23 protein-coding genes and 2 tRNA genes are annotated in these 24,070 nt (G+C 45.2%); 20 read left to right on the top strand and 5 right to left on the bottom strand.

Going from position 1 to position 24,070, the window contains the following annotated elements; translation table 11 throughout:
• Positions 1–17 precede the first annotated feature (17 nt).
• Positions 18–824, bottom strand: coding sequence for a class I SAM-dependent methyltransferase (locus tag AOC20_RS04995; protein WP_215358942.1), 807 nt, complete (start codon positions 822–824; stop codon positions 18–20).
• A 6-nt stretch (positions 825–830) separates the two neighbouring features.
• Between AOC20_RS04995 and gloB the strand changes: the two genes are divergently transcribed.
• The 7 genes from gloB to AOC20_RS04960 all read left to right on the top strand — a co-directional run bounded on the left by gloB (position 831) and on the right by AOC20_RS04960 (position 10,686).
• Positions 831–1,640 (top strand): hydroxyacylglutathione hydrolase, encoded by an 810-nt coding sequence (gene gloB, locus AOC20_RS04990; protein ID WP_215358940.1) that lies wholly within the window; start codon positions 831–833, stop codon positions 1,638–1,640.
• Entirely contained in the window at positions 1,640–3,067 is a 1,428-nt protein-coding gene (locus AOC20_RS04985; protein ID WP_215358938.1) for a transglycosylase SLT domain-containing protein, read from the top strand. Before gloB ends, AOC20_RS04985 begins: the two co-directional genes overlap by 1 nt.
• 33 nt (positions 3,068–3,100) lie before the next feature.
• Positions 3,101–4,984 (top strand): propionate--CoA ligase, encoded by a 1,884-nt coding sequence (locus tag AOC20_RS04980; protein ID WP_215362036.1) that lies wholly within the window; start codon positions 3,101–3,103, stop codon positions 4,982–4,984.
• Positions 4,985–5,230: 246 nt separating this feature from the next.
• Positions 5,231–6,415, top strand: coding sequence for a glutamine-hydrolyzing carbamoyl-phosphate synthase small subunit (gene carA / locus AOC20_RS04975; RefSeq protein WP_215362196.1), 1,185 nt, complete (start codon positions 5,231–5,233; stop codon positions 6,413–6,415).
• Positions 6,415–9,678: a carbamoyl-phosphate synthase large subunit gene (carB, locus tag AOC20_RS04970; protein WP_215362034.1), complete on the top strand. Its 3,264-nt coding sequence runs from the start codon at positions 6,415–6,417 to the stop codon at positions 9,676–9,678. Before carA ends, carB begins: the two co-directional genes overlap by 1 nt.
• 58 nt (positions 9,679–9,736) lie before the next feature.
• Positions 9,737–10,213, top strand: coding sequence for a transcription elongation factor GreA (greA, locus tag AOC20_RS04965; RefSeq protein WP_215362032.1), 477 nt, complete (start codon positions 9,737–9,739; stop codon positions 10,211–10,213).
• Positions 10,213–10,686 carry a DUF4149 domain-containing protein gene (locus tag AOC20_RS04960; RefSeq protein WP_215362030.1) on the top strand — a complete coding sequence of 158 codons (474 nt, stop codon included), beginning with the start codon at positions 10,213–10,215 and terminating at the stop codon, positions 10,684–10,686. Before greA ends, AOC20_RS04960 begins: the two co-directional genes overlap by 1 nt.
• A 29-nt stretch (positions 10,687–10,715) precedes the next feature.
• On the opposite strand, the gene AOC20_RS04955 is transcribed toward AOC20_RS04960, so the two are convergent.
• Complete coding sequence (locus AOC20_RS04955; RefSeq protein WP_215362028.1) at positions 10,716–11,342, bottom strand: YhbY family RNA-binding protein; 627 nt, start codon at positions 11,340–11,342, stop codon at positions 10,716–10,718.
• A 126-nt stretch (positions 11,343–11,468) separates the two neighbouring features.
• Between AOC20_RS04955 and AOC20_RS04950 the strand changes: the two genes are divergently transcribed.
• From AOC20_RS04950 to AOC20_RS04920, 7 genes are all read left to right on the top strand, one after another.
• Positions 11,469–12,143, top strand: coding sequence for an RlmE family RNA methyltransferase (locus AOC20_RS04950; protein ID WP_215362026.1), 675 nt, complete (start codon positions 11,469–11,471; stop codon positions 12,141–12,143).
• A gap of 148 nt (positions 12,144–12,291) precedes the next feature.
• Entirely contained in the window at positions 12,292–14,169 is a 1,878-nt protein-coding gene (gene ftsH, locus AOC20_RS04945; protein WP_215362024.1) for an ATP-dependent zinc metalloprotease FtsH, read from the top strand.
• A 49-nt stretch (positions 14,170–14,218) separates the two neighbouring features.
• Complete coding sequence (folP, locus tag AOC20_RS04940) at positions 14,219–15,058, top strand: dihydropteroate synthase (protein ID WP_215362023.1); 840 nt, start codon at positions 14,219–14,221, stop codon at positions 15,056–15,058.
• A 29-nt stretch (positions 15,059–15,087) separates the two neighbouring features.
• Positions 15,088–16,431, top strand: a complete 1,344-nt coding sequence (glmM, locus tag AOC20_RS04935) for a phosphoglucosamine mutase (protein ID WP_215362021.1) — start codon at positions 15,088–15,090, stop codon at positions 16,429–16,431.
• Positions 16,432–16,489: 58 nt separating this feature from the next.
• The gene (locus AOC20_RS04930; RefSeq protein ID WP_215362019.1) at positions 16,490–17,317 is read left to right on the top strand and encodes a CYTH domain-containing protein; all 828 of its coding nucleotides are present in this window, start codon (positions 16,490–16,492) and stop codon (positions 17,315–17,317) included.
• Complete coding sequence (locus AOC20_RS04925) at positions 17,314–17,880, top strand: chromate transporter (RefSeq protein ID WP_215362017.1); 567 nt, start codon at positions 17,314–17,316, stop codon at positions 17,878–17,880. Before AOC20_RS04930 ends, AOC20_RS04925 begins: the two co-directional genes overlap by 4 nt.
• Positions 17,877–18,401, top strand: a complete 525-nt coding sequence (locus tag AOC20_RS04920; RefSeq protein ID WP_215362015.1) for a chromate transporter — start codon at positions 17,877–17,879, stop codon at positions 18,399–18,401. The genes AOC20_RS04925 and AOC20_RS04920 overlap by 4 nt, the downstream gene beginning before the upstream one ends.
• A 12-nt stretch (positions 18,402–18,413) precedes the next feature.
• Here the strand turns inward: AOC20_RS04920 and AOC20_RS04915 are convergent, their stop codons facing one another.
• The gene (locus tag AOC20_RS04915; RefSeq protein WP_215362013.1) at positions 18,414–20,510 is read right to left on the bottom strand and encodes a TonB-dependent receptor; all 2,097 of its coding nucleotides are present in this window, start codon (positions 20,508–20,510) and stop codon (positions 18,414–18,416) included.
• Between the two features lie 81 nt (positions 20,511–20,591).
• Positions 20,592–20,960, bottom strand: coding sequence for a hypothetical protein (locus tag AOC20_RS04910; RefSeq protein WP_215362011.1), 369 nt, complete (start codon positions 20,958–20,960; stop codon positions 20,592–20,594).
• Positions 20,961–21,020: 60 nt separating this feature from the next.
• On the opposite strand from AOC20_RS04910, the gene AOC20_RS04905 reads away from it, so the two are divergent.
• Together AOC20_RS04905 and AOC20_RS04900 are read left to right on the top strand one after the other, a co-directional pair.
• Positions 21,021–21,097, top strand: a tRNA-Pro gene (locus tag AOC20_RS04905).
• Between the two features lie 37 nt (positions 21,098–21,134).
• Positions 21,135–21,211: transfer RNA gene (locus AOC20_RS04900), tRNA-Arg, on the top strand.
• A gap of 12 nt (positions 21,212–21,223) precedes the next feature.
• On the opposite strand, the gene AOC20_RS04895 is transcribed toward AOC20_RS04900, so the two are convergent.
• Positions 21,224–21,601: a carboxymuconolactone decarboxylase family protein gene (locus tag AOC20_RS04895; RefSeq protein ID WP_215362009.1), complete on the bottom strand. Its 378-nt coding sequence runs from the start codon at positions 21,599–21,601 to the stop codon at positions 21,224–21,226.
• Positions 21,602–21,714: 113 nt separating this feature from the next.
• On the opposite strand from AOC20_RS04895, the gene AOC20_RS04890 reads away from it, so the two are divergent.
• The 4 genes from AOC20_RS04890 to AOC20_RS04875 all read left to right on the top strand — a co-directional run bounded on the left by AOC20_RS04890 (position 21,715) and on the right by AOC20_RS04875 (position 24,068).
• Positions 21,715–22,098 (top strand): hypothetical protein, encoded by a 384-nt coding sequence (locus AOC20_RS04890; RefSeq protein WP_215362007.1) that lies wholly within the window; start codon positions 21,715–21,717, stop codon positions 22,096–22,098.
• 70 nt (positions 22,099–22,168) lie between these two features.
• Positions 22,169–22,852, top strand: coding sequence for a DUF3313 domain-containing protein (locus AOC20_RS04885; protein ID WP_215362005.1), 684 nt, complete (start codon positions 22,169–22,171; stop codon positions 22,850–22,852).
• Between the two features lie 10 nt (positions 22,853–22,862).
• A complete protein-coding gene (locus AOC20_RS04880; RefSeq protein WP_251373167.1) occupies positions 22,863–23,132 on the top strand; it encodes an EF-hand domain-containing protein in 270 nt (89 codons plus the stop codon).
• A 42-nt stretch (positions 23,133–23,174) separates the two neighbouring features.
• Positions 23,175–24,068, top strand: a complete 894-nt coding sequence (locus AOC20_RS04875) for an alpha/beta fold hydrolase (protein ID WP_215362003.1) — start codon at positions 23,175–23,177, stop codon at positions 24,066–24,068.
• Positions 24,069–24,070 lie beyond the last annotated feature (2 nt).

Below are 24,070 nucleotides of genomic sequence, written 5' to 3'. Positions count from 1 at the left end.
TAATTTACTTCGTATTGCTATTGTTGATGTTTTTTTTGGATATTGCTTCGTTCGGCAGCGGGCGTCAATTTCCCAAGTGCCGGAATTCGCACGAGGGATGCGGGCCCAATGAGGCGCATACCTTGCTGTCTTTTAATGGCCGAAACTAAAAAAACTGCTCCAAATATTGGCCACCAGCGATTCCCCATCTTTTCTAGAAAATCCATTCTCCCCATTACGGATTCGCCTTTCAGGGGAAATTTGTAGCAACCAAAATGGCCCCGATCCAAAGAAAAGTTAAGCAACTCTAACCAGTCCTTAATGCGAATAAGGCTAATAAACTGACCGTCTCTTGGAAGGTAAGGAGTACCAATTAATCTGCTGAGATATTGTCTTGCGCCCCAGAGGCTTGCAGGATTAAAGCCGGAAATAATTAAGCGACCCTCGGGTCGAAGCACTCGATCAACCTCTCTCAGTATCTTATGGGGGTCTGTAGCAAATTCTAAAACGTGAGGTAAAACAATTAAATCTAGACTTTCGCTAGCAAAAGGAAGTTCTGTCGAATTTCCTTCTATTAAGTGCCAGCCAAAACGAGAAGCGTGAGCAAGACTATCGTTTGAATGAATCAAAATGGCATGCAAGGGCATCCGATTTTCACTCAAGGTATTCATTTGGGGTAAGCCAATTTGCACTGCATGAAAGCCAAAAACATCCGCGACAATTTGATCAAAACAGCGCTGTTCCCATGCCAGGACGTAGCGTCCAGGAGGGGATTGAAGCCATTTTTCCCATGAGCTCCAGGGAGGTGCAGGCATCTGAGAGGGAATGGGTGGGGTTGGTATCATCGGTCTATGGATAAGAATACTTTATTGCAGGTCTGGCCTATACCGGCTTTTGATGATAACTATATTTGGTGCATTCACGATGGCAGCTCTGCGCTTGTGGTGGACCCAGGTGATGCCGTCCCAACTTTGGCATATTTGCGGGCAAACAATCTGACGCTAAAGGGAATTTTAATTACCCATCACCATGCAGATCACACGGGAGGCATTCTTCAGATATTGCAAAATTTAGGCATTGATATACCCGTTTATGGTCCCGTCGGCGACGATATCCCAGGTCGAACTGTTGCAGTAATGCAGGATGATAAGGTTGAAATTCCTTCACCTCGAATGAGCCTCAAAGTGTTCGAAGTACCTGGCCATACTTTGAGTCACATAGCCTACTTTGCAAATATGCAGGCTAATGTTGTCGAGCCAATGCTCTTTTGTGGCGACACGCTTTTTGCATCTGGTTGTGGCAGATTATTTGAAGGTACACCAACTCAAATGTCAGAATCGCTTGGAAAATTTGCTGCATTGCCAAAAAATACTTTGGTTTACTGCACTCATGAATACACCTTATCGAATATTCGTTTTGCTCTTGCTGTAGAGCCCAATAATCTGAATTTGCTGTCATGGGCAGATCAAGCTAAATCACTTCGTGAGCAAGGTCTGCCAACACTCCCAACAACTATTGGTCAAGAACTTCAGGTAAATCCTTTTATGCGTTGTGATCAAGCAGAAGTCATTGCAATGGCTAAAGAGATTTCAGGCCAAGCAGAATTACCAACGCCTGCACATGTCTTAGCCGTTATACGCGCCTGGAAAGACCGCTTCTAATGCGCATGCTGTATGCAGCAGTATTGATTGCTGCTTTCTTGAGCGGCTGTGCCAGCACGGGTGATTGGTCATCTGATACACCGACTAAACCGAATTCGAAAGCATCTAAGGCTACGCGGGTTAATTTAAAGAACCAGTCGGTTAGCAAGATTTATGCCCCCTCGGATAATCTATGGTTGCGCATTCGTGACGGCTATCAGATGGAGCCCATGAATACTCCGCTAGAAATTGAGCAGGTGCGCTGGTTAGCTGCAAGACCGGACTACGTCCATCGCTCAATGACGCGCTCATCACGGTATTTGTTTTATATCGTGCAAGAAGTCAATGCCCGTAATATGCCAACGGAAATTGCGCTGCTACCCTTTGTTGAAAGTGCTTTCGTAACTAATGCAAAGTCCAGCGCAAAAGCAGTGGGGTTATGGCAATTTATGCCTGCAACCGGTAAAGACTTTAGACTTACACAAAATGTATTTAGGGACGAGCGTCGAGATGTTGTCCAGTCTACTGATGCGGCACTTGATTACCTACAGCGCCTTAAAAATCAATTCGGCAGCTGGGAATTGGCCCTAGCTGCATACAACTGGGGTGCTGGCAATATTGCAAAGGCGCAAAAGCGAAATATTGCGGCTGGCTTACCAACGGATTACGAGAGCTTAACTTTGCCGCGCGAGACTCGTAACTATGTCCCCAAATTAATGGCCTATCGCCAAATTGTTTTAGATCCTCAGGCATATGGAATCGTGTTGCCTGAACTAGAAAATCACCCATACTTTGTTGCGGTCGATGTCGGTAGTGATATCGATGTAGTTCTTGCTATTAAGTTGGCTGAAATTCCAGCGGATGAATTTCATAGTCTGAATCCCTCCTTTAACAAGCCGGTAATTTTGAGTAATGCTAATCAGCAAATACTATTGCCATTTGCTCATGCTGAAATCTTTCAATCTAATTTGAAGCAGTACGATAAGCCGCTTTCTTCTTGGACCGCAGTACAAGTTTCCAAGACTGAAAGCGTTGATCAAGCGGCCAAAACCTTGGGGGTAGACGTTGATACGCTAAGGGAGGTTAACGGTATACCAAGAGGCATGAGGATACGAGCTGGATCAACAGTATTGATTCCGAAGACTAATCGTCGCCCAGGGGATGTTTCTACTGCTATGGCAGAAAACGCCAGCCTTAGTCTGGAAAAGCCAGCACCACCTGCGCCTAAATGCCCAAAACCTGTAAAAGGTGCCAAACCCGCTAAATGTGCCCCTGTTAACGCCACAAAAACTACTGAAAAAAGTGGAGCTAAGGGTAATTCTTCTCAAAAAAATGCTGCATCTCAGCATAAATCCGCATCGACAGGACTTGCAAAATCTGCGAAAAATGGTAGTTCAGCCGCCTCAAGCAGTAATACAAGTAGCAAAGGGGCAAGCAAAAGCCAGTAACTTCAGTAACTTTTTTAAGAAATCAGGTTGACCATGTCCTATAAAGCACATCATGAACGCTCAATTAAAGACCCGGATGGATTTTGGGGTGAGCAGGCTCAATTAATTCACTGGGAAAAGCCATTTGATAAGGTTCTGAATTACAACAATCCTCCTTTTGCAAAATGGTTTGAGGGTGGCTTAACGAATCTTTGCTACAACGCAGTTGATCGCCACCTGAAGGAACGCCCCGATCAAATTGCTTTAGTAGCGGTTTCGACTGAGACCAATCAAGAGAAGGCATACACATTTAAAGAGCTGTACGAAGAAGTGAATCGTATGGCTGCAATTTACAAAGCAAATGGCGTTAAAAAGGGTGATCGTGTACTCATCTACATGCCAATGATTGCAGAGGCTTGTTTTGCCATGCTTGCGTGCGCTCGTATTGGCGCTATTCACTCGGTTGTTTTCGGAGGCTTTGCCTCTCATAGTCTCGCCTCTCGTATTGATGATGCCAAGCCCAAGCTGATTGTGACTGCTGAAGCGGGTGCTCGTGGCGGCAAAGCGGTGCCTTATAAGCCATTATTAGATGAAGCAATCGCTCTAGCTGAATACAAGCCCGAGAAGGTATTAATTGTGAACCGTGGCTTAACGGAGTTCACTACCGTAGCGGGTCGTGATTTGGATTACGCCAGTGAACGTCAAAAACATCTCAATGATGTGGTGCCAGTTGAATGGGTTGATGCAACGCATCCTTCCTATATTTTGTATACCTCTGGTACTACTGGCAAGCCAAAGGGTGTGCAACGCGATACCGGTGGTTATGCTGTAGCGCTAGCCGCTTCGATGAAGCATATCTTCACCGGCAATCCTGGTGAAACCATGTTCTGCACATCCGACATCGGTTGGGTTGTTGGGCACAGCTATATCATTTATGCACCATTGCTTTCTGGTATGGCCACCATCATGTATGAAGGCACGCCATTACGTCCTGATGCAGGCATATGGTGGGAGTTGGTAGACAAGTACAAGGTCTCCGTCATGTTCTCCGCACCAACTGCTGTTCGCGTACTCAAGAAACAAGATCCTGCATTTCTAACGAAATATGATCTCTCTAAATTGCGCGCCTTGTTCTTGGCTGGAGAACCCTTAGATGAGCCAACAGCAAGTTGGATTCATGGAGCGATTAACAAACCGATTGTCGATAACTACTGGCAGACAGAAACTGGCTGGCCAATGCTGGCAATTCAACGCGGCGTAGAAGTCATGCCGCATAAATTTGGTTCTCCAGGTGTCCCTTCCTTTGGTTACAACATGAAGTTGCTTGATGATGCGACTTCTGAAGAACTTGGACCAGATCAAAAAGGCGTTATTGCCATTGAAGGTCCATTGCCTCCAGGCTGTATGCAAACCGTTTGGGGTGATGACAAGCGCTTCGTAAGTACTTACTGGGAAACCATCCCTGGTAAGTTGATTTACTCAACCTTTGACTGGGGCATCAAGGATAAGGATGGTTACTTCTTTATCTTGGGTCGCACGGATGACGTGATTAACGTTGCCGGCCATCGTCTTGGCACTCGTGAGATTGAGGAAAGCATTTCTAGCCATCCAAATGTTTCGGAAGTTGCCGTGGTGGGTATAGAAGACAAATTAAAGGGGCAGGCTGCAATTGCATTCGTGATTCCGAAAGATTCTTCTAATACTGCGACTTTAGAAGCGGAATGTATGAAAACGGTTGATACCACTTTGGGAGCAATCGCACGTCCCGGCCGTGTTTATATCGTCACAGCTTTGCCTAAGACTCGTTCCGGCAAGATTGTGCGTCGCGCACTTCAGGCTGTAGCTGAAGGTCGTGATCCTGGTGATATCAGCACCATGGATGATCAGACGGTTTTGGCTCAAATTAAGACCATCATCGAACAAAGCGCCAAGGTATAAAAAACCTGAAGTTTTGAAAAAATACCTCCTCCAGCCTAATAGCTGGGGAGGGCATTGTCCCCAAACCCACGCTAGGGTGGGTATTCAAGGGTTTACGAGCAAAAATGGTATGATTACAGGGTTCGAAACTTATTAAATACCCTAGCGCTTAAAGACACTCACCTCCCGCCAAAAACATCCTCGGGTTGGTCTTTTTGAGGGTTTTGAGCGTCGGATGGAGCAGGGACTGGAGATGGTTTGTCACCCTTGCTTCCTTCTTTTCCCCCCGCCGTGTTGGCCTTAGCCGACGGTACCTTATTTCCCGGATTTAGTATTGGCGCCCCTGGCGAAACTACCGGCGAAGTTGTTTTCAATACCGCATTGACTGGATATCAAGAGATCATTACTGATCCTAGTTATTCACGCCAAATTGTGACATTGACCTACCCACATATCGGTAACGTTGGTGTGAATGCGCAGGACGCGGAATCTGAGCAAATTCATGCAGCAGGCCTGGTGATAAAGGATCTACCAAAACGCGTTTCCAGCTTCCGTTCGGAAGGCTCTCTGGATGACTATCTCTCCAAAGCTGGTGTATTGGGTATTGCTGGTATTGATACTCGCAAGCTCACCAGAATTCTGCGTGATAAAGGCGCACAATCTGGCGCTATTGTTGCTGGCAAAGTAGGTGATAGCTATGAAACTTTGGGTAAGAAAGCTCTTGATCTAGCCAAAGCCTTCCCTGGAATGTCGGGTTTAGACCTTGCTAAGGTAGTCACCACTAAAAATTCATATGAATGGCGTGAAGCTGAGTGGGATCTGCATGGTCCTGATGGCAAACCTGCTTATAGATCACTAGATGTCAGTAAGCCAGTTAAAAAAGTCGTTGCTTATGACTTCGGCGTGAAGCGCAATATCTTGCGGATGCTTACCGAACGTGGCTGCCTATTGACGGTTGTACCGGCACAAACTAGCGCAGCAGAAGTATTGGCAATGAATCCTGATGGCGTGTTCTTCTCGAATGGTCCTGGCGATCCCGGGCCTTGTGATTACGCAATTGCAGCCGCAAAAGAAATTATTGAAAAGGGCGTTCCAACCTTCGGTATTTGTTTGGGTCATCAAATTATGGGTCTTGCTGCAGGGGCAAAAACTTTGAAGATGAAGTTTGGACATCATGGCGCCAATCATCCTGTAAAGGATTTGGATACAGGACGCGTTGCAATCACTTCACAGAACCATGGCTTTGCTGTTGATGCCAATACCTTGCCCGATAACATTCGTGTGACGCACGTTTCTTTATTTGATGGATCTTTGCAGGGTTTGGCATGGAAAGATAAGCCAGCACTGTGTTTCCAAGGGCATCCTGAGGCCTCACCAGGTCCTCACGATATTGCCTATTTATTTGATCGTTTTGTGGAGCTCATGAATGCTGCCAAGAAGGAGGGCAAATAATGCCTAAGCGTAGCGACATTAAAAGCATCCTCATTATTGGTGCTGGACCAATCGTCATTGGTCAGGCCTGTGAGTTTGACTATTCCGGAGCGCAGGCTTGTAAAGCACTGCGTGATGAAGGTTACAAAGTTATTTTGGTAAATAGCAATCCTGCGACCATCATGACTGACCCTGAAATGGCTGATGTCACCTACATCGAGCCAATCACATGGGAAGTGGTGGAGCGCATTATTGCCGTAGAAAAACCAGATGCCATTTTGCCAACCATGGGTGGACAGACAGCACTGAATTGTGCCCTAGATTTACATCGTCATGGCGTATTGGAAAAATATGGCTGCGAATTAATTGGCGCTTCACCTGAGGCCATTGATAAGGCGGAAGATCGTCAAAAATTTAAAGAGGCGATGACCAAAATTGGTTTAGGCTCAGCTAAATCTGGGATTGCGCACTCGATGGATGAGGCACATGAAGTGCAGCAGCGTATTCAGCAAGAGACTGGTAGCTCAGGCTTCCCGGTTGTTATTCGTCCTTCATTTACCATGGGTGGATCAGGCGGCGGTATTGCTTATAACCGCGAAGAATTTGAAGAGATTTGTAAACGTGGTCTTGATTTATCACCAACTCGCGAGCTCTTAATCGAAGAGTCTCTCTTGGGCTGGAAAGAGTTCGAGATGGAAGTAGTGCGGGATCGTAATGACAACTGCATCATTGTCTGCTCAATTGAAAACTTGGACCCAATGGGTGTCCACACTGGCGACTCTATTACCGTAGCGCCAGCACAAACTCTGACTGATAAAGAGTATCAAATCATGCGTAATGCATCGATTGCAGTTCTCAGAGAAATCGGTGTCGATACAGGCGGCTCAAACGTTCAGTTCTCTATCAACCCAGTTGATGGCCGCATGATTGTTATCGAGATGAATCCACGGGTATCGCGCTCTTCAGCATTGGCTTCTAAAGCTACCGGATTCCCGATTGCCAAGATTGCTGCAAAGTTAGCAGTTGGCTATACCTTAGATGAATTAAAGAATGACATCACTGGCGGCGCTACACCAGCATCATTTGAGCCCTCCATTGACTATGTTGTTACCAAGATTCCACGCTTTGCATTTGAGAAGTTCCCACAGGCTGACTCACGTCTAACAACGCAGATGAAATCTGTAGGTGAGGTCATGGCAATTGGCCGAACTTTCCAAGAATCCTTTCAAAAGGCTCTTCGTGGTTTAGAGGTTGGTGTTGATGGTCTCGATGAATTCTCTACAGACCTTGATGACATCATCAATGAAATTAACGAACCAGGCCCTGATCGCATTTGGTATTTAGCAGATGCATTCCGTATGGGCATGGGTCTAGATGAGATTTATTCAGAAACTAAAGTAGACCCTTGGTTCTTGGAGCAAATTGAAGAACTCATTACTATTGAGACTGAGCTTAAACAGCGCAAGATTGATAGTCTGACAGCGCCAGAATTACGTTTTGTAAAGCAAAAAGGCTTCTCTGATCGTCGCTTGGCTAAGTTATTGAAGGTTGATCCTGCTTCAGTACGTGCTGCACGCCATCGTTTAAAAGTTGTTCCTGTCTATAAACGAGTAGATACCTGTGCTGCTGAGTTTTCCACGAACACTGCTTATTTGTATTCAACATACGAAGCTGAGCATGGTGAGTGTGAATCCAACCCAACCAATAAAGAGAAGATTATGGTTCTGGGCGGAGGCCCTAACCGAATTGGTCAAGGTATTGAGTTTGACTATTGCTGCGTGCATGCTGCCTTAGCCATGCGCGATGATGGTTACGAAACCATCATGGTGAACTGTAACCCTGAGACCGTTTCAACGGACTATGACACTTCTGATCGCTTGTATTTTGAGCCTCTGACATTAGAGGACGTGCTGGAAATTGTCGCCAAAGAAAAACCAAAGGGCGTGATTGTTCAGTACGGCGGTCAGACTCCATTGAAGTTGGCTTTAGATCTCGAGCGAAATGGTGTTCCGATCATTGGTACTTCACCAGACATGATTGATGCTGCAGAAGACCGTGAGCGCTTCCAGAAGTTGCTTCAGGATCTTGGCTTACGTCAACCACCGAACCGCACGGCGCGCACCGAAGAAGAGGCACTTAAGCTTGCTGAAGAAATTGGCTACCCATTAGTGGTACGTCCATCCTACGTCTTGGGCGGTCGTGCCATGGAAATCGTCCATGATGGTCGTGACCTAGAGCGTTATATGCGTGAGGCCGTTAAAGTCTCACACGACTCCCCAGTTCTATTAGATCGTTTCTTGAACGATGCGATTGAGTGTGATGTCGATTGCATTAGTGATGGTGAGACTGTTTTCATTGGTGGCGTTATGGAGCACATCGAGCAAGCTGGTGTCCACTCCGGTGATTCCGCCTGTTCATTACCGCCTTATTCTTTATCCGATGCAACGGTTGAAGAAATTAAACGTCAGACAGCTGCAATGGCTAAAGGCCTAAATGTTATCGGCTTAATGAACGTTCAGTTTGCTATCCAAAATGTAGATGGGAAAGATGTGATTTACGTGTTGGAAGTAAACCCACGCGCATCTCGTACCGTTCCTTTTGTGTCTAAAGCTACAGGTTTACAGCTTGCAAAGATTGCAGCCCGTTGCATGGTTGGTCAAACTCTGGGTCAGCAGGGCATTAAGACAGAAGTGAAGCCTCCTTATTTCTCCGTGAAAGAAGCGGTATTCCCATTTAATAAATTCCCTGGCATTGATCCTATTCTTGGACCGGAGATGCGTTCTACTGGTGAGGTAATGGGAGTCGGTAAAACCTTTGGTGAGGCTTTATTTAAATCCCAATTAGGCGCTGGCATTAAGCTGCCTAAGAGTGGGACTGTTCTTCTGACCGTCAAAGATAGTGATAAACCAATGGCAATTGAGGTTGCTAAGTTATTGCATCAATTGGGCTTTCCGATGGTTGCGACCAAAGGAACCGCTGCTGCCATTGAGGCTGCTGGTTTACCCGTTCAGGTGGTGAACAAGGTCAAGGATGGCCGTCCTCACATTGTGGATTTTATTAAGAACGGGGAAATTTCACTGGTATTTACTACCGTGGATGAGACTCGGACCGCTATTGCTGACTCTAGATCAATTCGTACCAGTGCACAGGCTAATGGTGTGACTTATTACACAACGATTAGCGCTGCACGTGCTGTGATGGATGGCTTATTAGCCTCCCAAAACGGTAAGTTAGAGTCACTTGAGGTCTATTCATTACAAAACTTACATCGGTCGCTTATTTAATCTAAAATTAACTTTCACTCGCGTAATTTTGCGCAAGAATTTAAGTTAGGTTAGTAGCATGAGCACAATTCCGATTACCAAGCGCGGTGCAGAACTTCTAAAAGAAGAGTTGCACCGCCTTAAGCATGTAGAACGTCCAGCGGTCATTAACGCAATCTCAGAAGCTCGCGCTCAGGGTGATCTCTCTGAGAATGCTGAATACGATGCTGCCAAAGAAAAACAGGGCTTCATCGAAGGGCGCATCCAAGAACTAGAAGGAAAACTTTCTGCCGCTCAAATTATTGATCCAGCATCCCTTGATGTTACTGGCAGGGTTGTTTTCGGTGCAACGGTTGATCTTGAGGATTTAGAAGACGGGACTAAGTTGACCTACCAAATTGTTGGCGACGATGAAGCGGATATTGCTTTAAACAAAATCTCTATTAGCTCACCAATCGCTCGTGCTTTGATTAGCAAAGAAGAGGGCGACGTGGTTGCTGTTCAAGCACCTGGCGGCAACCGTGAAGTTGAAATCTTGGCGGTTAAATACATTTAATGCGTAATCTCCAAACCCAGAGAATATTTAGCCTGATTTCAGGCCTCTGGGTTGGAAGCTTTATGACGATTGGTTTTTTGGTCGTGCCAGTTTTATTTTCAAGCTTGGGTGATAGGCAGGTCGCCGGTATTGTAGCTGCAAATCTTTTTAAGGTAACAGCCTATTCTGGGGTATTTGTTTGCATCATTCTGATGTTGATAGCCAATCATCTAGTTCGCCACCAAATATCTCAATATCGCTTGACTCGCTGGATATTGCTGGGCATGTTGGCTTGCACAGTAGGGGCTGCTTTTATTTTGATCCCCTGGATGAATTCACTCAGAGACCAAGCGTTGCATCTAGGTTTATCTGTACGTGAAACAAGTAATGCTGTTTTATTTAGTAGACTTCATGGTGTTTCCAGTAGCCTCTTTCTGATTCAAGCACTACTTGGGCTTGTACTAGTGTGGCGAGCAACAAAAAACGCCGACTAGCGACGTTTTTTGTTTTTGAAGCTCAGATTTTAGGAGCCCAAAGATTTTTTCTTGGTGCTACTCATTCTCACTTTGCGTTTTTTAATTGGTGCAGGTGCTGCGGTTGCTTTTCTATAGCCAGGAGATGACCAGCCAATTTTGGATTCGGCAGCTTCTGAGCGCAATACTCTTTTCTTAGGTGTTGCTGACTTTACAGCCGCAACTCTCTCAAACGGCGATTTATTGGATGCAGAGCGACGATCAGACCTCTCGGAAGTGCTTGTGCGCACTCCTGTTTTAGTAACAGTACGATTTGGCTGGCGTTTGGTGCGCGGTGCTTGCAATGTTTTCTTAGTTTGCTTGCTTGAGCGTCCGAGATTGCTGAATGCTTCCTCAACCACATCTTTTGGTTTCCATAACACAAGCAATTTACCAATATGTTGCACAGGGGCCGCATCTAATTTGTCACAGAGTTCTTCATAGATGGCGACGCGAGCATCGCGATCATCGCCAAAGACTCGGATCTTGATCAAGCCATGATGATTGATGGCTAATTTCGCCTCTTTAACTACTGCGGGTGTTAAGCCATCACCACCAACCATTACCACAGGACTTAAGTCATGGGCATCGGCTTTGAGGGATTTACGTTGTGCGGGGGTGAGGATCAGTGCTGTCATGGGGTCGATGATAGAGCATTCGTTGCCAAAATCAGCTTATTGGGATGAATTTAACGATTTTTTCCTCAATACCTTTTGCTTTAGCGCACGGAAACTAGGAAAATAGAAGGCGAAAGTGGGTGCGTTGTGGCAAAGAATAAATTTAATAAAAGTTGGTTGCAGGATCATTTGACCGATCCTTACGTGAAGATGGCTCAAAAAGAGGGCTATCGCGCCAGAGCGGTTTATAAGCTCAGTGAAATTGACGAGCAAGATCAACTGATCAAAGCGGGTATGACGATTGTCGATTTGGGGAGCGCTCCTGGGAGCTGGTCTCAATTCGCGCGCAATCGTTTAACTGAACTTGGAAAAAACAATCCCAAAATTGAGTCGGGCAAACCGGATGGACAGATTATTGCTATCGATATTCTGCCAATGGAGGATATAGCCGATGTTAGCTTTATACAGGGCGACTTCCGTGAAGACGAGGGTCTTGCAGCGCTTGAGGCGTTACTGCCAAAAGAAGCAGAGGGAAAGGTCGATTTAGTCCTTTCTGACATGGCGCCTAACTTATCTGGAGTTGGCGTAGCTGACGCGGCCAGAATGGCTTTTTTGGCAGAAATTGCCTTGGATTTTGCCGTTTCGCACCTTAAACCCGAGGGTGCCTTATTAATCAAATGCTTTAACGGCAGTGGATATAGCCAGATTGTTGAATCCTTCAAAAAGGTCTTCAAAACCGTGGTGCCTAGAAAGCCAAAGGCTTCTAGGGCTCGCTCTTCGGAGATTTTCCTTTTGGGTAGGAACCTAAAGCCGCCCAAATAAGCCTCAAATAAACCCAATAACCCCCTATAAAAGAGGGGGTTTATTAAATAAATATGCCATTAGCTCTTGAAAAAGGGTGGTAGTAGAATCAAATACTTAGGTAGCGGATTCGCTTTAACTCCTGGATTTTTCCAGAAAAGGACTCATTTTGAACAGCAATATGTTCCAAAAAATCGGTGTGTGGCTCATTGTGGGCTTGGTGCTTTTTACTGTTTTCAAACAGTTTGATAAGCCCAAGGATCAAACACAAGTTACCTATTCGCAATTTATGGATGATGCCAAAGCTGGCAAAGTAAAGCGTGTCGATGTGCAAGGACGCACATTACAAGTTACGCCTGCTGACGGTAATAAATACTCTATTACCTCTCCAGGCGATATCTGGATGGTCGGTGACCTCATGAAATACGGAGTTCAAGTTACCGGTAAAGCAGATGATGAACCCAATATGTTGGTTTCAGCTTTGTACTATCTTGGACCGACCTTACTAATTATTGGTTTTTGGTTTTTCATGATGCGCCAAATGCAAGGTGGCGGTAAAGGCGGCGCATTCTCATTTGGAAAATCAAAAGCGCGTTTGATAGATGAGAATAGTAATACAGTGACTTTCGCTGATGTTGCTGGATGCGATGAAGCCAAAGAAGAAGTATTTGAATTGGTCGATTTCTTAAAAGATCCACAAAAGTTTCAAAAACTAGGTGGCCGTATTCCCCATGGCGTCCTGCTTGTAGGCCCTCCAGGAACTGGTAAGACCCTTTTGGCACGTGCCATTGCTGGTGAAGCCAAGGTTCCTTTCTTCTCGATCTCTGGATCTGATTTCGTAGAAATGTTTGTTGGTGTAGGTGCATCTCGCGTGCGCGACATGTTTGAAAACGCCAAGAAAAATTCACCGTGCATCATCTTTATTGACGAAATCGATGCGGTTGGTCGTCATCGTGGCGCTGGTATGGGTGGTGGTAATGATGAGCGCGAGCAAACGCTCAACCAAATGTTGGTTGAGATGGATGGCTTTGAAAGCAATAGCGGTGTGATTGTTGTAGCTGCTACTAACCGTTCAGATGTATTGGATAAAGCATTGCTCCGTCCAGGTCGCTTCGATCGTCAAGTGCATGTTGGCTTGCCTGACATCCGTGGCCGTGAGCAAATTTTGCAAGTACATATGCGCAAGGTTCCCATTGATCCTGATGTAAATGCTGCTGTTTTGGCACGTGGTACGCCGGGCTTCTCAGGCGCTGATTTAGCAAACTTAGTGAATGAAGCTGCGTTATTTGCCGCTCGCCGTAATAAGCGCTCTGTTGATATGAAGGATTTTGAAGACGCTAAAGACAAGATCTATATGGGTCCCGAGCGTAAGTCTGCCGTAATGCGCGAAGAAGAGCGTCGTAACACTGCTTATCATGAGTCAGGTCACGCTGTAGTTGCCAAAGTGCTTCCTAAAGCAGATCCGGTTCATAAAGTCACCATCATGCCGCGTGGCATGGCATTAGGAGTTACTTGGCAGTTGCCTGAGTTTGACCGTGTCAATCTTTATAAAGATCGCATGTTGGAGGAGTTGGCTATTCTGTTTGGCGGACGTGCAGCTGAAGAAGTATTTCTAAACTCCATGAGCACCGGTGCATCAAACGACTTTGAGCGCGCTACTAAGATGGCTCGCGATATGGTGACGCGCTACGGTATGAGTGATAGCTTGGGTACGATGGTGTATGTCGATACTGAGTCTGAGAGCATTTTTGGTCGCAATAGTACAAAGACTGTTTCTGAGTTAACCCAACAAAAAGTGGATGCAGAAATTCGCAGCTTGATTGATAGTCAATATGCCTTGGCAAGATCCATTTTGGAGCAAAATCGCGACAAAGTTGAAGCTATGGTTGCTGCATTGCTTGAATGGGAAACTATTGATGCTGAGCAGATTACTGACATTATGGAAGGTCGTCCACCACGAGCTCCATTGCCTCCGCCTGCTACACAGTTTGGTAATTCTGCTGGAACCCCTGGCCCTGCAACTGGTGGCGCTCCTGCGACTGCGTAAGAACTATTGATCGCTTTAGCCTTTAATGCTTAAGCAAGGTCAATTAAACATGCCCACAACTTGGTGTTGTGGGCGTTTTCTTTTCGACTTTACTAAACGTCAGCGCCCGATTGTGATGGGCATTCTCAATGCAACACCCGATTCCTTCTCTGATGGCGGAAAATTTAGAAGTCCGAAAGATGCCATTGCACAAGCTGAGCACATGATTGCGCAGGGCGTTGATCTCATCGATATTGGCGGTGAATCAACTAGGCCCGGTGCAGAGCCAGTTGAATTGCAAGAGGAATTAGATAGAGTGCTGCCAGTCATTGAAGCGCTCAAAGGCTGTGGCGTACCACTATCAATCGATACCTATAAAGCAGAGACAATGCGCCAAGCATTGCATGCTGGAGTAGATTGCGTGAATGATATTTGGGCGCTTAGGCAGGATGGGGCGATGAATGCAGTTTTGGAAAGCAATAATTGCGGTGTCGTACTAATGCATATGCAGCGTGATCCTCTCACCATGCAATTTAATCCCGAATATCAAAATGTTATCGCTGAGGTAAAGGAATTTCTAAAAGCCCGGGCTGATCTATTGATCGCTAATGGGGTTGCTAAAAACCGCATAGCCATCGATCCTGGCTTTGGTTTTGGTAAGAGTCTTGAACATAACCTCAAGATGTTGACGAACTTTGTAGACTTTTCCAGTTTGGAATTGCCTGTATTAGCGGGAATGTCCCGTAAGTCCATGTTAGGTAAGCTTACCGGCAAAGATACAAATGATCGTGTTCCAGCAAGTATTGCCGCAGCCATTATGGCTGCCGACCGAGGCGCCAGAATTGTTCGTGTTCATGATGTAGGTGAGACAGTAGATGCCCTAAAGCTTTGGGAGGCTGTAAATACTTAGAGAACTATCTAAGTTTTATAATGATATCCATGAAAAAACAATATTTTGGCACTGATGGTATTCGAGGTGAAGTAGGGCAGTTTCCGATCGTTCCGGAATTTATGACTCGCCTAGGTTATGCCGCTGGTAAGGTATTGACACGTGATGCGAGACCAGGTGAACGTTGCAAGATTTTGATTGGCAAAGATACTCGCGTTTCAGGCTATTTGCTAGAAGCCGCCCTTGAAGCAGGATTTGCTGCTGCAGGTGTAGACGTGATGCTTTGTGGACCCATTCCAACGCCCGGAGTAGCTTATCTAACCAAAGCGCTGCGACTCTCAGCAGGCTTAGTTATCTCCGCATCTCACAACCCGTATCAAGATAACGGTATTAAGTTTTTCTCTGCAAAGGGAGATAAGTTATCGGATGAATTTGAGCTTGCTATCGAATCTGAATTAGATAAACCAATGGGTTGCGTAAATTCAAAAGAGCTTGGTAAAGCCTTCCGTTTAGATGATGCTGCTGGACGATATATCGAATTTTGCAAATCGACTTTTCCTGGAGAATTAAACCTCAAAGGCCTCAAGTTGGTGGTTGACTGCGCTAATGGCGCTGCATACCATACGGCACCTCACGTTTTTCATGAACTAGGCGCGGAAGTTGTCTCTATTGGTGTGAGCCCAGATGGCCGTAACATTAATGATGGCTGTGGAGCAACTGCACCAGCAGCTCTAATAGCCAAAGTCAAAGAAGAAAAAGCAGACCTAGGAATCGCACTTGATGGCGATGCTGATCGTCTTCAGATGGTGGATGCTACAGGACGATTGTTTAATGGAGATGAGCTGCTTTATGTCTTAGTGAAAGACCGTTTGGACCGCGGTCAGAAACTTGGCGGAGCTGTTGGTACCCTGATGACTAATCTTGCGGTTGAAAATGCCATTAAGGCTCTTGGAATTGGATTTGAACGCGCCAATGTAGGCGATCGGTATGTCTTGGAATTGCTCAAGCAGAATGATTGGATTATTGGTGGAGAAGGTTCGGGTCATTTACTTTGCCTAGATCAGCACTCTACTGGCGATGGCACGATTGCTGCACTACAAGTTTTGGCAGCAATGAGTCAAAAGAAAAGAAGTCTTGCTCAGTTATTAGATTCCGTCAAAGTCTTCCCACAAGTTCTTTTGAATGTGAAATTTAAACCTGGCTATGACTGGAAGTCAGATGAAGCATTACAGCAGCAGGTAATTAAAGTTAAGTCTGACCTAGCCGATAGTGGTAGGGTGTTAATTCGCGCCTCTGGTACCGAGCCCCTGTTACGGGTTATGGTGGAGACTAAAGATAGTGACGTTGCTATGAGCGCGGCTAAAAGTATTGCTGATCTAGTACCAACGGCTTAAATCCAATGTATTGAAACTCATGAGAGGTTAATAATCTCATGCAAAGAAGGAATTTTTTATGAAGATGCATCCATCTATTACCAATAGAGAATTTAAGCTCCTAATCAAGCCCAAGGGCTTAGACCGTCATTCCAGAATTCAAGCTTTGAGTGAACAGATCGTAAAGTTTTGTAAGAGCAGCAAGGTTGATTTTTTTCACCTTGATAATGCAAACACAGGTTTACGTAGTATTTATTTTTACGATACTCCTGGTGAGGACTTTCGCCTAAATAATATAATCTTGCGCGTGCGCGAATCCCGGCAAAATATCTGGGTTGATGATTATGCAGAGGTTACGCTAAAGTGTCGCACTCATGATCTAGAGCATGCCTCTAAATTTAATCCCGCTCCACAAAAGAAGATTAAATCAAGAGCTCGTTTAAAAGAGGAAATATTAAGAGGTGATACGGTTGGCTCTCGTCGCCAAATATTCTCAAACAACGCTATCTTAGATGCAGTACCAATCGATAGTTTATTTGATCGCTCCTTAAGTAGTGTTAGCAAATATTTTCCAGGACTTGCAACACTTTCTATTGATAAGAAATCCCCAATCGGTATTGTTGGTGGCCCTAAAAACAAAATTCTAGAAGCATGTCTACCATTGGGGAATCTCGTGTTCGGCAACGGTGTTCAAGCACATTGTGAAATCGCTATCTGGATGAGATCTGCAGGCGATCCAATAGTTGGAGAATTGGCGTTTTCTTATCGTGTAAATGATGAAAACCGCGCTCAAGAGAAGGCTCATAAGAGGGCAGACAAGTTCTTCAAAAAACTTCAAATGGAATTAGCTGATTGGCTAGAAATTGGTAGCACCAAAACTGCTCTTATTTATGGGAAACCAGAATGATCTCATCTGATTTGCCCAATGAAAATACACGGGTAAATCTATCTGACATCTTTTTACAATTTTTGATCATTGGCACCGTCAGCTTCGGAGGCGGAATAATTGCCTATGAGCGTATTCTTTTAATTGAGAAAAGACGCTGGCTTACCGCTGATGAGTTTATGGGTTATTTGGCCATTAGTCAAACTATGCCTGGTTTAAATTCAGTGAATCTGGCTGTATTGGCTGGAGACCATTTGCGAGGTGCCCTTGGCGCATGTATGGCAACAATCGGCTTAATATTGCCTGGATCTCTATTTGTATTGGTCATTGGTGTTGCCTACACCACTAATACAGATCATCCTTTAGCAAATCTTTTATTGGCTGGAGTTGCTGCTGCTGCTTGCGGTTTGTTGGCAGCGATCACCTACCGAATAGGTGATGAGCACTGGAAGCATCTTAAGTCGCTCCTCATCATCATTCCGACCTTTTTATTGATGAGTATTGCAAAGTTGAGTCTGCCAATTGTGTTGTTGATTATGGCGCCAATTGCTATATTCATTTATCGCCCTAGAGACGATTCATGACCCAATTAATTTCTTTGGCGGCTTGTTTCAGCCTGCTTTCACTTTTAGCGGTGGGAGGGGGAACTGCAGTTTTGCCCGAGATGCAAACCTTATTGGCTCATCAATTCGGTATTGATCACCTCCGTTTTGTTCATATTTATAGTATTGGCCAAATAGCCCCTGGACCAAATATGCTGATGGTCTTAGTGATTGGTTTTCAGGTTGCCGGGCTATTGGGTGCGGGCGTAGTTTTACTTTCTTTCTTTTTGCCGTCGAGTATTTTGTGCTTTTACGTTGGGCGCATCTGGAATCGCTTTGGTGAGAGCCCTTGGCGTCGCAGCATACAAAATGCCCTGGAGCCGATATCCATCGGATTAATGGCTTCTGGTGTTTATTCAGTTGCAAAGGCCTCTATCGTTAGTCCTATTACATTAGGACTGGCTCTAATTACTCTTTATTTAATTTTGAGAACAAAAATAAACCCCGTCTTTATTATTCTGGGATCAGGGTTATTGGGATTCTTCCTTCTCAAATTTTTTTAGTAAGCACTTCACTTAAAAAGTACCTCTCAAGCCAATCATGAAACTTCTTCCTGGTTGTGGGGCATAAAGTCTTACTGCCATGGGCGTAGTTGCATAGCGAATTTGCTCATTCAGTAAATTCTTCATATTCAGATAAACAGTCCAATTAACTTCCTTGACTCGCTCTGTATAGGAAATTCCTGCATTTAAGAGGTTGTAACTGGGTGCCGGACCTTGCTCCCAACTTGCTAAACGATTTTGCTGGTAGCTATAGATATAGCTTGCATTCGTAAGCCAGCCATTCTTTTGATGCGCAATTTCTGCCCCAAGTCTTGGTGCAGGTTGCAAAGGTAGGTTTCCTCCGGCATCAAAGCTACCCTGCGAAGCATCACCAAATATTCTGCCGCCTAAGCCTTGCTCTCGCCAGTTATAAGTAATTTCACCCTCAATACCTTTGATGGTTGCTGCAGCCTGTTGAGCCGTAACTACACTAAATCCATCACCTTCTTGTCCACCATTATTAATGGCGTTGCCAGTGTAATAACCATAAATATAATTATTAAAGCGATTAGCGTAGATGCTTGCTTTACTGCGAAGAAGTCCTAATGTTTTTTGATAGTTAAATTCCAAATTATTTGAAGTTTCTTTGCTTAAATTAGGGTTGCCGATATCAAAAGTCGCGGTAGATTCATGCGCTCCATACGAGTACAGCTCTTGAGCGCTAGGAGCACGTTGTGAAACTGTATACGCCACCCCCAAGCCATGGCCTTGTAAAAAGTTCAACAAGCCACCAGCGGAATAAGACATTAAATTGAAGTTACGATTCTGCAATGTAATGCCAGGGGTGGGAGTACCGGCCGTAGTGTCTTGGGATTCTAAAAGGGTGCCGGTATTGGGGTTTTCAGAGACAGTGTTGTATCTCAAGCCAAGATTGCCTTGTAGGGCATTCCATTTACCTTCTTCAATCCAAAATATAGCGTTGGAATTGGTTTTAGTTGGGGGCACTATGGCATAACTACCGCTACCAACTTCGGTAGCATTTAATGAGGCTGCAGTGACTTGGGCGCCGAATGTACCTTTCCACCCCAATAAAGGGTTGTGAGACAGCTCTAAGCGAGCTTCGTTTGCAATATTTTTCCAAAGAGAGGCTGCTTCACCTGTACTGGCGAATTCTGTATGAGTGTAATTCGTATTGGCTGCACTGAACTTGAATGACGAGAAGCCTTCAAAAGGATCGCGTGTTTGATGCTGTAAGTCATAGCGATTCTGCGATTGATTAATCGAACCACCTTCAGGTGTTGGAATGCCATAGTTATTATTTAGGCGCTCTACAGAAACTCCGGTATATCCAGATTTTCCAATATAGGAGACTCCAAAACCAAGATTGTTTTGGTTGCTAAACGTATTGGGTAGTTTTCCAGTGTAATTATTACCGCCATTTCCTTCAGGTGGCACTGTCCAGCCACCTGCAGGTTCGCCCTGTGATTGGGTGGAACTTCCAGGAATGGAATAGTTGTTGGCATTGTTAATGGCGGTATCGACATGGACCGCAACAGACCCAAAGGCACCATCAAGCTCTACTGATCCAGCTCGACCGTTATTCACTGTCTCATAGCTAGTATTAATCGCTCCAGTGGGCCTATCAGGCAGATTAGTGAGAATTCGATCGTTAACTACGTTTACCAAGCCTCCGCTAGATCCAGATCCATAGAGCAGGGCGGCGGCACCCCGCAAGATTTCAACTTGATGTGCATTTTGCATATTGTTACCAACGGCATGATCCTGGGATATATTGGATACATCACCCACTGACAAACCATTTTGCAGAATTTGCACTCGTGAACCCTCAAGACCACGAATTACCGGGCGGGATGAGCCAGCGCCATATCCAGTTGCCGATACACCTAGCTCATTAGCTAGAGTAGCGCCCAAGGTTGTACCCAGCTTATTTAATAGTTCATCTCCTTGAAGAATCTTTGTGGGAGTCAAAATACTTTGTGTGGCTTCTTGACTGCCAGTAGCAGTAATCTCCAGACTAGGATTTTGATTTTGTGCAAAAGCGATAGAGCTAAATGCACTGGACACCAAAACGCAAATGAATCTTGGTTTTAAGGGATTTCTATACTTCATTGCAATACCTTCTTTTACTGCGCCATTTCAGTAGACGCATATCAATCGATTACTAGTTCACCAACTAGTTACTAATGTGATTTATGAAAGAAGGGTTGGGGGAGCTCTAGATTGATAGTGCTCAATCGCAATTTGAGCAAGCAAAGCGGTATCTAAATTGACTAGAAAAAATACGCTCGTACTGTAGCTAGTTTCAGTAAGAGACTTAGATGCAATAAAACCAGCCAAAGCCAGCGCGTCAAATAAGTGACAAACGTCAGAACTATGATTAAGAGAAGGTAGCTTATCGCTCGAGGTTGAACCGACCTCCATCTGACTTTGAAGTTGCTCATGGGAGATGCTATGAGAAAAGCCAATCCAATGCGTCCCAAGTAAGCAAAGTACAAGCAAAGTAGCAGCAAATGCGGCTTGAAGTTGCTTGATGAGTTTGCTTGAAAAATAGGCAGGCATGGGACAAATCTTACAGGATTTGCCTGTAATAGCGCTCTCGGTGTAGAATATCGATTCCGTCGGAGTGTAGCGCAGCCTGGTAGCGCACCTGCTTTGGGAGCAGGGGGTCCAAGGTTCGAATCCTTGTACTCCGACCACTTTCTCTTTGTTTTACGTTTTCAGTCCCAGTACTCACTGCCTATAGCTCAGCTGGATAGAGCAACGCCCTTCTAAGGCGTAGGTCGCACGTTCGAATCGTGCTGGGCAGGCCACTTCCTCCTGAATTAGATTCCCATTTCCGCAAAGACTTCCTTGGCACATTTAAAGCCATCGATAGCCGCCGGGACACCGCAATAGATGGCCGTTTGCATCAAGATTTCTCTGATCTCATCTTTACTCAGGCCATTGTTAATCGCGCCTTTTAAATGCAACTTAAGCTCATGAGGGCGGTTAAGCGCAGTGAGCATGGCTAAGTTGATCATGCTCCTAGAGCGACGATCTAGACCAGGTCTATTCCAAATAGCATTCCAAGCAAACTCAGTTACCAGCTCTTGCATGGGCATATTAAATTCGCCTGCATTCTGAATCGAGTTATCTACATATTCAGAGCCCAAAACCTCGCGGCGGGTTTTTAAGCCCTTTTCAAATGCATCTTTGTTCATTACTGCTCCTTTTATCAAACCGATAGCGATATATTGCCACTATTAAAGTCATTTTTCCCCAATAGGCGGCAAAGCAATTATTTATGCCGATTCCTTTACCTTAGAATAAACCGATGAATATCAACTTAATCAAGCCATATTCCTTGGTAATTAGCGTCGCTTTTGTAGTTGCTGGGTGCTCGGTTGCGCAGTTGGAGGCGCGTCTTGAAGCAAACCCGCAATGCAAGGATGTCGTAAATCCAAAAACAGGCGCATTAATGCCCTGTCCAGGCTCCGATAAGTCCTTTTATAGAGAGGTGGGTCTTGCCCCAGCAAAGGCTGCTCCAACCCCCTCTATAGCCAAGGCGCCAGGGGCAACACCATCAGCTCAAACATCATCCAATGGCAGTGCGCAAGTAGCAGGTAGCCCTACTAAAGCATCTCCGATGCAGGTAGATTGCAAGCCACAGAATCATAAGAAGACGGGTGCAATCATGCCTTGTCCATCACCAGATTAGGTGGATTTGGGTATGATGTCATTATCCAAAGTAGCTCTTTAATTGTTCAAACTCAACTCTCGGAATCGCCATGAAAAAATTAAACGTATTGCTGATTTCATTCGTCGCTGCAGTTACTTTGGCTGCATGTAGTAATGCGCCTAAATTAGCAACTGAGGCAATGCCAAGATCTGGCTTCCTGCCGGATTACAACCTCTTGGTTCCCATGGCAACCAGTAATCAAGATACCCGAATTTGGAGATATCGTGTTTCAGGCGTTAATCCCAGTACCTATACCGCAGTGATATTGGATCCAATCTACTTAAATCAAAATGCCACTAAAGATGTCAGTCTTGACGTAATTAACAAAGCAAAGGCTGCATTGCAAGCGTCGATGGTAGAAGCTGTCAATGCGCGTGGAAATATTAAGATTGTTACTATGTCTGGACCGGGTGTTGCACGAGTTTCTGTTGGCATCACTGGTGCAGAGAGTTCGGCAGATAGTTTGCAGCCTTGGAATTTCACGCCGATTGGCTTGGCCATGAATGCTGCAGCCTATGCTGGTGGCGTCAACTCTAAAACACCAGCTCTCTTAGTTGAAAGCAAAATTACAGACAGTCAATCCAAGCAATTATTGGGTGAAGGCCTAATTACTGTGCAAGGGGAGTCATTTAGAACAAGCTCTGGTTCAGCAGATTCCTTTATTGCTATGGCCAAAACAGTTGTTCGCACAGCAATGGAGACCTCCGCAAATCCAACGCCAACAGGCAGATAGGAAATCATCAATGAGATTGCTTTCTAAATTAATGTTTGTTATTGCTTTGAGTGCTTCTATGGCTATCCCATTTGTAGCTCATGCAGACGAAGCTTCTCGAAATAAAGAGATCGCAGAGCGTTTCGCTAAATGCGATACAAACCGCAATGGCAAACTTACCAAGGAAGAGGCCAAGGGATGCATGCCCCGTATTTACAACAACTTTAGCTATATCGATTCATCGAATAAAGGTTATGTGACGGTTGCTGAAATTCAGGCAATCGCTGATCGCCAATGGTGATCTAACAAAAGCTTTTTCAGAGGCTTTTTTATTGGGTAAATAATGGCCGTTTCTTTTCCTGGTTTTGAATCTAAACAGTTTTCCGCGCAATCAAAAGATGGTCCCATTGAGATTTCATACCTCATCGGTGGTAACGGACCTCCATTGTTATTACTTCACGGCTTTCCACAAACTAAGGCAATCTGGAGTCAAGTAGCCCCTGAGTTAGCAAAGTACTTCACAGTAGTGGCAGCAGATCTCCGAGGCTACGGAGCGTCGTCAAAGCCCCACGGTAACGCAGATCACTCTACCTACTCAAAGCGATCTATGGCTGCAGATCAGCATGCTCTGATGAAGAGTCTGGGATTCAACCAATTCTTCTTGCTCGGACATGATAGAGGTGGGAGAGTCTCACATCGCTTAGCGATCGACTTTCCGGAAAGCGTTCTGCGCCTCATGGTCTTGGATATATCACCAACGCTTGCGATGTATGAAAACACTACGATGGAATTTGCTAAAGGCTATTGGCATTGGTTTTTCTTGATACAACCTGAACCAGTTCCAGAAACCTTGATCGGTGCGAACCCAGAGTATTGGCTAAAAAATCATATGGGTCGTCATGCAGGCACGGGTATTTTCTCTTCTGAAAGATGGGTGGAGTATTTGGCAGGAGCAAGTGATTCTGAGAGTCTGCATGCTATGTGTGAAGACTATAGAGCTGCTGCATCTATTGATCTTATCCATGATCGAGAGGATCGCGCTGCGGGTAAAAAGCTACAGATGCCTCTAAAAGTGCTATGGGGAGAGCATGGTTTGGTGAACAAATGCTTTAAGCCACTAGATGACTGGGGCAGAGTAGCAAGCGATGTTTCAGGAAAGCCAGTTCCAAGTGGACACTACATACCAGAAGAGATTCCAGAACTTTTGCTAGCTGAGGCTAAAGAATTTTTTGTATAAAG

Source organism: Polynucleobacter ibericus, assembly GCF_018687955.1.
In the GTDB taxonomy this organism is placed as follows: domain Bacteria; phylum Pseudomonadota; class Gammaproteobacteria; order Burkholderiales; family Burkholderiaceae; genus Polynucleobacter; species Polynucleobacter ibericus.
Note: the sequence above shows the minus strand (reverse complement) of the source record. Positions and strands in the feature narration are given on the sequence as shown.